The sequence below is a fragment of the Stenotrophomonas sp. P5_A8 genome (genome assembly GCF_056400545.1).
The window spans coordinates 1-11,830 of sequence record NZ_JBFULB010000109.1; the positions used below are offsets into that span (position 1 = coordinate 1).

General features: G+C 65.7%; 9 protein-coding genes and 1 tRNA gene. 3 read left to right on the forward strand and 7 right to left on the reverse strand.

What is annotated here, in order from left to right:
* From AC1DQP_RS09745 to pcnB, 6 genes are all read right to left on the reverse strand, one after another.
* Window positions 1-2,005, reverse strand: a 2,005-nt coding sequence (locus AC1DQP_RS09745; protein ID WP_478051494.1) for an Ig-like domain-containing protein, incomplete at its 3' end; no start/stop codon positions are given.
* A gap of 50 nt (window positions 2,006-2,055) precedes the next feature.
* Window positions 2,056-4,908 (reverse strand): RHS repeat protein, encoded by a 2,853-nt coding sequence (locus AC1DQP_RS09750; protein WP_478051495.1) that lies wholly within the window; start codon window positions 4,906-4,908, stop codon window positions 2,056-2,058.
* Window positions 4,909-5,110: 202 nt separating this feature from the next.
* A complete protein-coding gene (gene panC, locus AC1DQP_RS09755; RefSeq protein ID WP_312238946.1) occupies window positions 5,111-5,953 on the reverse strand; it encodes a pantoate--beta-alanine ligase in 843 nt (280 codons plus the stop codon).
* Window positions 5,950-6,765 (reverse strand): 3-methyl-2-oxobutanoate hydroxymethyltransferase, encoded by an 816-nt coding sequence (panB, locus tag AC1DQP_RS09760; RefSeq protein ID WP_256774091.1) that lies wholly within the window; start codon window positions 6,763-6,765, stop codon window positions 5,950-5,952. Before panB ends, panC begins: the two co-directional genes overlap by 4 nt.
* A 31-nt stretch (window positions 6,766-6,796) precedes the next feature.
* Window positions 6,797-7,285 carry a 2-amino-4-hydroxy-6-hydroxymethyldihydropteridine diphosphokinase gene (folK, locus tag AC1DQP_RS09765; protein ID WP_457318588.1) on the reverse strand — a complete coding sequence of 163 codons (489 nt, stop codon included), beginning with the start codon at window positions 7,283-7,285 and terminating at the stop codon, window positions 6,797-6,799.
* Window positions 7,286-7,288: 3 nt separating this feature from the next.
* Window positions 7,289-8,662, reverse strand: a complete 1,374-nt coding sequence (gene pcnB, locus AC1DQP_RS09770) for a polynucleotide adenylyltransferase PcnB (protein WP_478051497.1) — start codon at window positions 8,660-8,662, stop codon at window positions 7,289-7,291.
* A 50-nt stretch (window positions 8,663-8,712) separates the two neighbouring features.
* Between pcnB and AC1DQP_RS09775 the strand changes: the two genes are divergently transcribed.
* Window positions 8,713-8,787: transfer RNA gene (locus AC1DQP_RS09775), tRNA-Glu, on the forward strand.
* A 66-nt stretch (window positions 8,788-8,853) separates the two neighbouring features.
* Here the strand turns inward: AC1DQP_RS09775 and AC1DQP_RS09780 are convergent.
* Window positions 8,854-10,275 carry a sugar porter family MFS transporter gene (locus tag AC1DQP_RS09780; protein WP_457318589.1) on the reverse strand — a complete coding sequence of 474 codons (1,422 nt, stop codon included), beginning with the start codon at window positions 10,273-10,275 and terminating at the stop codon, window positions 8,854-8,856.
* A 212-nt stretch (window positions 10,276-10,487) separates the two neighbouring features.
* On the opposite strand from AC1DQP_RS09780, the gene AC1DQP_RS09785 reads away from it, so the two are divergent.
* The gene (locus AC1DQP_RS09785) at window positions 10,488-11,390 is read left to right on the forward strand and encodes an SMP-30/gluconolactonase/LRE family protein (RefSeq protein WP_478051496.1); all 903 of its coding nucleotides are present in this window, start codon (window positions 10,488-10,490) and stop codon (window positions 11,388-11,390) included.
* Between the two features lie 108 nt (window positions 11,391-11,498).
* Window positions 11,499-11,822, forward strand: coding sequence for a ferredoxin FdxA (gene fdxA, locus AC1DQP_RS09790; protein WP_108764771.1), 324 nt, complete (start codon window positions 11,499-11,501; stop codon window positions 11,820-11,822).
* The last annotated feature ends 8 nt before the right edge of the window (window positions 11,823-11,830 follow it).

Genomic DNA, 11,830 nt, shown 5'->3' on the forward strand with positions numbered 1-11,830 from the left:
GCACAAGCCGGTCCGCGGCGTCGTACTGCATAGTCCGGCTCTGACGGCCATTGCGCAGATCGGTGATCTCGACCGGATTGCCGGCAGGGTCGTAGGCATACGCAAGATCCAAACGCGTGCCCGACCCGGAACAGCCGGTAGCCCCCACGCAGTCCGATACGCGTGTCGGAAGCTGGCGCGTGTTCTGGGCAAGGGTCCGCACCACGCCGTTGCCGTACGCGAACTGYTTGATCGCACCGTTGGCATGCCATTGAACGCCTGCGGCGAAGCTGCCTACCCGGGTTGGCTGACCCAGCGCATTAGGCGCGTAATCCACGACCAGTCCCGAACCGGGGTAGCGCATGCTACTGCGATTGCCATGCGCGTCGTAGGCATGCGACGCCGTCCAGGCACGCCCATCCGGAAGCTGCTGACTTTCCTCCACCAGCAGGCGCAGGCGGTTGTAGGCGTAGGTGGTGACCGTCGGGACCGCGACGCCAGGGTTGGATACGCTTATCGCCGAGGGCTTGCCATCGGCGGTATAGGCCCATATCTGGTCCCCCTTGCCGTCGGGAAAATGCAGCGTGGCAAGGCGCCCGCGCGCATCGTAGGTGCGGTCCACGCGGCGGCTGGCCACCTCGACGCTGTCCCCTGCTTCTTCACAGGCGGCATTGCCCGGTAGGCCGGCCGCGCTCCAGGCTAGGTTGCCCGCCGGGTCGTACCCCGTCAGGGTGACGCCGGTTTCAGGCTCTTCCACCCTGCACAACAACTGCCGCGCGTTATAGGTGTAGCGCCGTGTGACGGACTGACCCTCGGCCCCACTACTGGAGGCAAACACCGTGGCGCTGACCGGTGCACTGGTCGCCGACAGGCCATGACTGTCTGTCGCGCGCGCGACAAACGCGTAGACGCCGGAAGGCAATCCGCCCACCGAGGACGAGAACGGTGCGTCAGTCGTTGTCGCCACAACGTTGCCGTTGACGAGGTACTCCACCTTTTGGATGGTGCCGTCCGGGTCGGAAGCCGCAACCGCCAGGACAAAGCTGCCTGGCTCCCGCCGAACCGCACCGGGCGAAGGCGAGGTGAGCGTTACAGATGGCGGCAACGCAATGAAGACCGGGATCGATGTGGAATCCACCCGAGCGCCCCGGGTGTCGAAGGCGCGCGCGACGAGCTGGTGCGCACCTGCAGTTGCCACCCAGGTGAATGCATACGGAGCCGTTGTAGAGGCGCCTGCCCACTGGCCGTCGACAAGGAATTCGACACGTGCAATGCCGTCATCCGCATCACTGGCGCTGGCCTGCATCACCACCGCCGCACCTGCCTGGAACACCTGATGGGCCTGCGGTGCGACAAGGCTGACCTGCGGCTGCTGGTTAGGCGTGGGAATGCCGGTGACATCGATGTTGGCCAGCACGTAAGCGCCTTCGCGCAGCGAGAGGCGTGCGCCCGCAGCCGTAATGGACGACACGCCCTGCGATCCACTTGCCCCTTGCGCCAACAGAACCGGACCAGCCCCTTGGGGATTGGAGATGAACAGTTGCGCCGATGCAGCGTTGGAGCTCCACGAGACAGTGACGCTGCACGCACTGGCGCCCCAAGGAATCACGCAGTTGGACGGGTTCGCCGACAACGAGCCCGTGGGCTGGCTTACGGTGACGCGCACCAGCGGCGACTGTACTTCCCGGTAGCGCTCATTGCCCGAGGCATCGTGGGATATCGCCACCCCCATGAACACAAAATCGTAGGTGCCTGCAGCAAGGCCTTGCTCGTTGTAGTACTGCGTGGTCGGGTGATCCCAATCGACATCCAGCACGACGAGTTCGCCATTGCGCATCAGGTACATAGAGGAATGGTCGATTGCTTCATAGACCCCATTGATGATGGCGTCGAGCAGATCGACCTTTAGCGCTACGTTGCCCGGGGCCACCAGCTGGCTGCCGCTGGTGGCTGTAACGCGGAAGCGCGCGGCATTCGGCGACTGTGCGGCTCCATGAAGCGCCCAGACCGACATCACCAGGCCCATGAGGATGCGGAGAAGYGACAGCGCTCCCCTTGTCTGTCGTTCGACGCGGCTCATTGCGCTGCCCCCACCCGGCTGATGGTCAGGGGCTTGCCGTGGGCATCGCGATTGATCTCCATATGGATACCTCCGGGCATATCCATGCTTGCCGGAAGCTCGTACTGCGGTTCGTCGTAGGCATCGTAGGCGGTGAGTGTGATTGCTCCCTTGGGATTGATTGTCCGGATCTGGTTACCCGGCAAATATTCATTGCGGGTGACAAGCTGGCCTAGCTCGGAATCGCGACGGGACTCGGTCATTCGATCGAGCGCGTCATGGCGCGTCCACTCACCCACCGCCGGCGGAACTGCATCGCGGCTGGGATAGGACTGGAACACAGTCCTACCGGAGGCGTCGTACTCCCGCGATACCACGCTCAGCGTCGAAGCACGGTCCGCCTCGTCATATTCCTGGGTAAGCACAGGCCGCCACATCGAATCGAAATACGTGGCCTTGCGGTAGTTTCCCTGCGCAACCAGCTCCTGCCACTGCCCGGCCATGACACCCGGTGGCAACGGATCGGCGTTTGTGAGCTGGCGGAACCCCAGCGACTTGTTGAACCAGATGGTCGCGTCACCGGCGGGGTAGACTACCTGACTCAATCGTCCCATTGAATCGTAGGCATAGCTGGTGGCGAAGCCGTTCTCGTCGGTTTCAGAGGTTATCCAGCCTTGGTCGTTCACGACGGCCCGCTTCGACTGGCCGCCGGGATAGGTAATCGTCTGCGGATAGCCGCGCTTCCAGTTCAACAGATGAACCGCTGTATCGATTCCGGCCAAACTTCTGGCATCGGCCACGCTGGCAACTGTTCCGTCCGCGTGATACGTCAGATTCTGATCGATCGCACCAAAGCGATAGGTCCGTAACGGCACCGCCAGGGATGGGTCGTAGTCCACGCTGAACATCACATCGTTGGCGCATGAAGCGGGTGCGATGCAAGCGGAACGGCTGACCTGGCCAAGCACCCACAGCGAAGACTGGTCGAAATAGCCAACCGACTCGGTGCGCAGGTAGCCGATGGTGTTGGATCGCGCAATGGCCGTAGGCCGTGAAAACACATCCAGCACCGTACTGGCGCGGGTGTACGCCACGCCGTCCTGCTGGATGGTCCGCTGGATCTGCGGGCGATGGAATTCCCCCTGGAAGCCATCACCATTGAGTCTCAGACTGGTGCCATAACGCGCCGGATATGCTGCGTCTTCCCGGCTCAGGTCGTAGCTGTACGTTGTGGAGCGCAGTACCGAGGTGCCACTACCGACCTCTTCCTGCAGCAGCTTGCCTTCGTTGTAGCGATACGTATTGCCGTAACGGAATCGTCGCCAGCGCCCATCCGTCTCATGCACAGTGGTGATGCTGGATTGGGCACAGCTTTCGGACGTGCACAGCGGTTGCTCGCATTGCGTTGAAGTGTTGTACGGGCAGACCGGGTATTCCTCGGTGGTACCGGGATAGCGGTCGAAGCCGAAATTTGGAAGGTACTCATAGGTCCAATTCGCCGCAGGCATCCCCTTGCCCTGCAGGGTCTTGCTGCGCAGTGTCAATGTGTAGGCGAAAATGGGATAGATCGGAACGTCGTCGGTCGGATCGTTGCCATATCCCCAGTAGGGCGGATTGCTGCCCACCGTTRTCACGTTGCTGCAGGTCAATGGCACATGGCTGCGTCCATGCGGCTGCAGGTCCACCGTGAACGTAGCAACCGCGCCAGACGGGTGAACGACGGTGCCGGTGAGGCTTTCGATCGGGTTGCCGACGTTGCCGATCGACGGCGCAAGGATCTGCTCCGAACAGGTACGGAAGATGTCAGTCGGCAGGACCACCGAGCCGACCGGAAATCCGTCGCCGTTGAGGGGTGGCGTTTCATACTGGGGCACCGGGTGTTCGATGCGCGCCGTCGCAAAATCCAAGAACTGAATATTCCACGCACTTGAGTCAGGCAATTGGACCCGGGTCAGGGTTTTGTAGATTCCGTCAATGGTGTACTGCCAGGTGCGTACGCCGTCGTTGACGGAACTGACAAAACTGCCGGTGTAGTTGATGTTCAGTACGCGGCCATCGCTGGATGCAATGCGGGTCAGCCTTGCCGGTTGGTTCCATGCGTTTGCATAGGTGTACTCGACAGCGTTGCCGAAGCGGTCTTCTACCCGTGTGGCGTAGAGCGCATTGTGTCGACGGTTCAGATACGTCGAATAGGGTGACCCGGTATTCGGGCTGTAGCCGACTACCTGCCGCACCCGACGATCGGAGTTCTGCGCCATCCAATCGAAACGATATTTGGTCCCGTCCGGCGCCAGTGCAATAAACCCCTCCCCGTCGCCATTGCGGATCGCCGCCAGACATGCCACTTGGATCTGCCCGGAGCTGTTCCATGGATAAGACGCTCCATCGGCAGGCGCGGGAGCGTTGACAGCCCGCCGCAGCATCTCTCCACCGCCCGGGACGTTGAGCGTCAGCCCCTGCCAGAAGTCGGAACGCTGATGACGAATCGGCACAGGCGGCAGGGTGGCCGCCGAGCACCGGCGGCCAGGCTGCTCACCGGTATTGATCCAGTCCGGGGCGAACACGCCGCTGATGTTAGGGGCATCGATCTGCCAGTCGGCCAGCATGCCGTCGTTGATGGTGTCCTTGCGATCCTTGACGGAGTACCGGCGCCTCAACTCTACCGGCAGCGCATTGTTGCCAGGGACGCTCACATCCACTACCGAGAAAGCCAGACCGCCGTCGGACAAGCTGACCTCATCGCCCATCAGCGTCGGCCCGAGAGCCTCGACCCTGCTACTGGACGGCAGTCTTCGGTCTAGTTCATCCCAGGAGAAGTTGGCCTCGCTTTGCGCCTTCGCCCCCAGCGGCGCAAAGGCAAGGATCGCCACCAACCCTGCCGCCACGCACTTCCACACTGCACATCCTAGGTGAGCCATCCCTGTCCTTGGATTCACGCATGTGAACGAAACGTGAACTTACGCTATCAGCGCGTTCCGGTGCAAGTGAGGCACGTCTCCATTCGAGTAATCCCCAGCAATGACGAAGGGCGCCCTCCGGCGCCCTTCGTATGTCGACACTGCCGCTTTGGCCTCAGAACTCCAGGTTGTCGATCAACCGGGTGTTGCCGATGCGCGCGGCGATCAGGGCCACGCGGGTGCCGTCGTTGGCGTCTGCCGGCTCGGACAGGTCCGGCAGGCGCACCACGGCATAGTCGACCTGGAAGCCGGCCGCCTGCAGCGCGGCGGTGGCCTCGGCTTCGATCAGGCTGCGGGTCTTGCCGGCGATGAAGCCTTCGCGCATGCCCAGCAGCACCTGGTGGATGGTGGTCGACACCGGGCGCTGTTCGGCGTTGAGGTACTGGTTGCGCGAGCTCATCGCCAGGCCGTCGCCTTCGCGGACGATGTCCCCGCCGACGATCTGGATCGGGAAAGCCAGGTCTTCCACCATCTGCCGGATCACCGCCAGCTGCTGGTAGTCCTTCTTGCCGAAGGCGGCCACGTCCGGCTGCACCTGGTTGAACAGGCGCGAGACCACCGTGCACACGCCATCGAAATGGCCGGGGCGATGCGCGCCTTCCAGCAGGCCGCTGATGCCCGGCACGTTGACGCTGGCCGCCAGCGCCACGCCGAACGGATACATCGATTCGACCGTCGGCAGCCACAGCACGTCACAGCCGGCCTGCTCCAGGCCAGTGGTGTCCGCCTCGGGGGTGCGCGGGTAGCGGGTGAAGTCCTCGTTCGGGCCGAACTGGGTCGGATTGACGAAGACACTGGAGACCACGCGGTCGGCGTACTGCCGCGCCAGCGTGACCAGCGAATAGTGGCCCGCATGCAGGTTGCCCATGGTGGGGACCAGCGCGACGCGCAGGCCCTCGCGCTTCCAGCCGTTGACGACGGCGCGCAGGCGGGACAGTTCGGTGACGGTTTCGATCATGAGGCGTAGGCGTGTTCTGCGTCGGGGAAGGAGCCGTCGCGCACGGCGTCGGCGTAGGCACGGACGGCACCGGCGACCGAACCGCCTTCGGCAAGGAAATCCTTGACGAACTTGGGTCGGCGATGGCCGCTGTCCAGGCCGAGGAAGTCATGCAGCACCAGCACCTGGCCATCGCAGCCGGGGCCGGCACCGATGCCGATGGTGGGCACGGCCACGTCGGCGGTGACCTGGGTGGCAATCGGGGTGGGCACGCACTCGAGCACGATGAGCGTGGCGCCGGCGTCGACCGCGGCCTTGGCGTCGTCACGCAACTGCTGGGCGGCGTCGCCGCGGCCCTGCACGCGATAACCGCCCAGACGCAGCACCGACTGCGGGGTCAGGCCCAGGTGCGAGCACACCGGAATCTCGCGCTCGACCAGGTAACGAATCACGTCCAGTTTGAAGCCGGCGCCTTCGATCTTGACCATCTCCGCACCGGCCTGGAGCAGGCGCAACGAGGCATCCAGCGCGCGCTCGGGGGTGGCATCGGCGCCGAACGGCAGGTCGGCCACCAGCAGCGCCCGCTGCAGCACGCGGGCCACGGCGCGGGTGTGGTAGACCATGTCGTCGGTGGTCACCGGCAGGGTCGAATCATGCCCCTGCACCACCATGCCCAGCGAGTCGCCGATCAGGATCAGGTCCACGCCATTGGCATCGAACGCACGCGCGAAACCGGCGTCGTAGGCGGTCAACATCACCAGCTTCTGCCCGTTGCGCTTGGCCTCGGCCAACGCGGGCACGGTCCAGGGCTTGCTGTCTGCGTGGGTACTCATGAGCTGATAACCGGTGGCGATAAGCGGGGCATTATCCCCCTATTGGCGCGATCCCGCAGGCCGGGACCCGCACCACAGCATCCCGCACGCGGCCGTGCCCGGGAATCACCGCATCCGGGGCGATTTCGGCCAGCGGCAGCAGCGCGAAGGCGCGCTCGTGCAGGTAGGGATGCGGCACCTGCAGCTGCGGCAGGTCGATGACCGCCTCGCCGTACAGCAGCAGGTCCAGGTCCAGCGTGCGCGGGCCCCAGTGCACGCCGAGCGTGCGGACCCGGCCGAAGCCGCGCTCGATCGCCAGCAGCGCGTCCAGCAGTTCCGGCCCGCTCAGCGCGGTATCCAGTAGCGCGGCGGCATTGACGAAGGCCGGCTGGTCTTCATTGCCCCAGGCCGGCGTGCTGTACAGCTGCGAGCGCGCCTGCAGCGTGGTGCGCGGCAATGCGGCCAGCGCCTGGAACGCATCGCGCAGGGTCTGCGCGGCGTCCCCCAGGTTGGCGCCCAACCCGATGCAGGCGACGGTCACCGCTTACTCGCCTGCAGCAGTCCCGCCCGGACGGCGGCGGCGACGGCGGCGCTTGCGCGGTGCGCCGTCCTCATCACCCTCGCCCTCGACGTGCGCGGCATCCAGCGCCGAATCCAGCTCGGTGCCGGACTGCAACTGGGCCTCGCGCCAGAACTCCACATCGGCGCTGTGCTCGCTGGAAGCCACTTGGCGCAGTACCAGGAAATCATAGGCGGCGCGGAAGCGCGGATGGGTCAGTGTGCGGATCACGCGCTTGCGCTGGCGTGAGCTGAAACGGCCCTGCAACAGCCAGATCTCCTGCATGGGCAGGGAGAAGCGGCGCGGCAGCGCGATCGTGGTCAGCTGGTGCAGGGTCACCCGGTCTGCGGCGCGGCGTTGCGCCTCTTCCAGCGCGATGCCCTGCTTCTGCAGGCTGGCCAGCGCGCGGCAGAACGCCGGCCACAGCAACAGCGCGAACAGGAACGAAGGCGACACCGGCTCGTCGTTGGCCACGCGCAGGTCGGTGTTGTGCAGGCCTTCGATGACCATCCGGCGCAACGCGCCGCTGCGGTTGCTGCGCAGTGCGGCGGCACTCTCGGGGAACATCACATCCAGCAGGCCGTAACGCTCCAGGCCCTCGAAGCTGGCCACGCCGTGCCCGGACAGGAACAACTTGAGCACTTCCTCGAACAGGCGCGCCGGCGCGGCTTCGGCCAGAAGGCCGGCCAGGCGCGGCAGCGGTTCGCCACTGGCGTCGTCGATCTGGAAACCGAGCTTGGCCGCCAGGCGCACCGCGCGCAGCATCCGCACCGGGTCTTCCTGGTAGCGCTTCTCGGGGTCGCCGATGAGTTTCATCAGGCGCGCCTGCACGTCTTCGAACCCGCCGGTGTAGTCGCGCACCGAGAAGTCCTCGATGGCGTAGTACAGGGCATTGCAGGTGAAGTCGCGGCGGATCGCATCGTCCTCGATGCTGCCGTACACGTTGTCGCGGACCAGCATGCCGTTTTCCATCTCGCGGTCGCCGCTGCCGTCATCGATGTTGGCGCGGAAGGTGGCCACCTCGATGATCTCGCGACCGAACACGACATGGGCCAGCCGGAAACGGCGGCCGATCAGGCGGCAGTTGCGGAACAGCGCCTTGACCTGCTCGGGCGTGGCATCGGTGGCCACGTCGAAGTCCTTGGGGTTGCCACCGACCAGCAGGTCGCGCACGGCGCCACCTACGAGGTAGCCGGCGAACCCGGAATCCCGCAGCCGGTACAACACGCGCAACGCGTTCGGGCTGATGTCCTTGCGGGAGATGGTGTGCTGGTCGCGCGGAATCACGCGCAGGCTGAACGGTGATGTAGCAGAAGAATTGATGTTGGCGCTTCCGGTTGAGTTTTCGGGATTGCCCAATGGCATCTAGGTCCATATACTAGCGCGCTGCGCAGTTCGCGACAAAGCCTGCTCCCTTCGTCTAGAGGTTAGGACGTGGCCCTCTCAAGGCTAAAACAGGGGTTCGAGTCCCCTAGGGAGCACCAGTCGCGGTGCAGAACGACCAGAAACCCCGCTCCGGCGGGGTTTTTGCGTTGCAGGGCCGGCCAAGCTCAGCCCTCCATCTGCTCCAGCTCCTTGCCTTTGGTCTCGCGCACATAGCGCAGCACGAAGAAGATCGACAGCACCGCAGCCACCGTGTAGATGCCGTAGGCACCGGCCAGGCCGATCCCGGTCAGCAGCACCGGGAAGCTGACGGTAATGGCGAAATTGGCGCTCCACTGCGCCGCACCGGCCACGGCCAGCCCCGAGCCGCGGATCTGGTTGGGGAACATCTCGCCCAGCATCACCCACATCACCGGCCCCCAGGACATGTTGAAGAACACCACATAGACATTGGCCGCGATCAGCGCCAGCCGCCCCATGCCGTCGGACAGTTGCAGCCGGCCGCCGTCCAGGGTGCCACTGGCAAACGCCACGGTGACCAGCGCCAGCGACACCGCCATGCCCAGCGAGCCGACCCACAGTAGCGGTCGCCGCCCGATCCGGTCGATCAGCACGATGGTCAGCAGGCAGGCCCCGATGCTGAGCGCACCGGAGAGCACGTTGATCAGCAGTGCGTCGTTCTCGGAGAAGCCCACCGCCTGCCACAGCACCGCACCGTAATAGAAGACCACGTTGATGCCGACCAGCTGCTGGAACACGGCCAGGCCGATGCCGATCCAGACGACGCGGCGCAGCCCACCGGCGCGCTTGTCGATCAGGTCCGACAGCTGCGGCCGGTGCTGGTCGCCGGCCAGGGAACCCTCGATCTCGGCGACCTTGACCCGCGCCTCCTCCGCGCCGTACAGCCGGGTCAGCACGCCCAGCGCCTGCGCATGCCGCCCCTTGACAACCAGGTAGCGCGGGCTTTCCGGGATGCGCAGCAACAGCACCAGGAACAGCGCCGACGGCAACGCCTGCATCCAGAACATCCAGCGCCAGGCCTCCTGGCCCAGCCACAGCGGTTCGGTCGACGCCCCGGCTGCACGCGCCAGCAGGTAGTTGCTGAGGAATGCACAGAACAGCCCGGTGATGATCGCCATCTGCTGCATCGTGGCCAGCCGACCGCGATAGCGCGCCGAGGCCACCTCGGCGATGTAGGCCGGCGACATCACGCTGGCCGCACCCACCGCGACGCCACCGATCACCCGCGCCAGCACGAACAGCGCCGAGCTGTGCGCCGCACCGGCACCCAGCGCCGACAGCAGGAACATCGCCGCGGCGATGATCAGCACCCCGCGCCGGCCGAGCCGATCTCCCAGGCGACCGGCGAAGAACGCACCGAACGCGCAGCCCAGCAGCATCGAGGCCACCTCGAAGCCGATGCCGGCCTGGCTGGACTGGAAGGTCTGTTTGAGCCCGTCGACGGTGCCGTTGATCACCCCGCTGTCGAAGCCGAACAGGAAACCACCGAGGGTGGCCACGCAGCTGATCAGGACGATGAACGCGGTGTTCTCACCGCTGCTGGCGGATCGGGGAAGCGGTGTGGACATGGACGCACCTGGCCGAAGAAAAGGACGGCCGCCCAACCGCGCGACCACGGGATGGCCGCAGCGTCGCACAGGTGTGGGCAGCGACACCATGCCCGCGGTCGGGATCGGCCCGGAGACGACACGTCCTGTCGCGCATACCGCCGATGCCCACGACCCGTTGCCCCCGGCGGTGGCAGAATGCCCGGCCCTGCCGCGATCCCCCTGCCCTGATGATGCCTGCCGATACCGCCGCCCCCGCCCTGCTGGTCGACAGCCGCTGCACCCACGGCGAAGGCGCGCTGTGGTCACCGCGTCGGCAGTGCCTGTTCTGGGTGGATATCAGCGCGCGGCGGCTGTGGCAGTACGAGGCGTCCATCGGCACGCCCCGCCACTGGCCCCTGCCCGACCGCCCCGGCTGCCTGGCCGAAGGCGAGGATGGCCAACTGCTGCTCGCCCTGGCCGGCTCCCTGCAGCGAGTGGATATCGATGCACCCGATGGCGTGCTGCGCCTGCAGTGGCTGGCCGACGTGCAACCGGAACAGCCCACCACCCGCAGCAACGACGGGCGCACCGATCGCGCCGGCAACCTGGTGTTCGGCACCATGAACGAGGACCCTGCGCGCGAGCCCCTCGGCCGCTTCTACCAGTACAGCACGCGCCACGGCCTGCGCCTGCTGGACCTGCCTGGCGTGGTGATCCCCAACGCGATCTGCTTCAGCGCCGACGGCCGCACCCTCTACTACTGCGATTCGGTGCGGCCGGAGCTGTGGTGCTGTGACTACGACGCCGAGCGCGCGCAGTGCAGCCATCCCCGCCGGTTCGCCCGGCTGGAGGACCCGGCGTGGGAGCCGGACGGGGCGATCATCGATGCCGACGGCAGCCTGTGGAATGCGCAGTGGCGCGCCTCGCGGGTGGTCCGTTACCTGCCCGACGGACGGATCGACCGGATCGTGCCGATGCCGGTCCGCAACCCCACCTGCGTCGCGCTGGGCGGACCGGGGCTGAGCCAGCTGATGGTCACCAGCTCGCGCCTGGACCACAGCCCTGAAGCGCTTGCAGCCGCCCCCTACGCGGGCAGCGTGTTCGTCGTGGAAACCGGCATCGCCGGACTGCCAGAAACCCCGTTCCGCTGGTGATGGGCGCCTGCGGCCGGCCCGGTTGCACCAACAAGTGACATCCAATCCCGCGCCAGCGGCCAACCTGTTCTAGAATTGTCCGGCTTACTGTCGGATCCAGATCCAGCCATGCCTTTTGTCGTCACCGAAAACTGCATCAAGTGCAAACACACCGATTGCGTGGAAGTGTGCCCCGTGGATTGCTTCCATGAAGGCCCGAACTTCCTGGTGATCGACCCGGACGAGTGCATCGACTGCACCTTGTGCGAACCCGAGTGCCCGGTCAACGCGATCTTCCCCGAAGACGACGTGCCCGCTGGGCAGGAAGTGTTCGTCGGCCTCAACGCCGAGCTGGCCAAGGCCTGGCCGGTGTTGACCGTGCGCAAGGACCCGCCTGCCGACGCCGGCGAATGGGATGGCAAGCCGGACAAGCTGCCGCTGCTGGAGCGCTGAGCCACGCC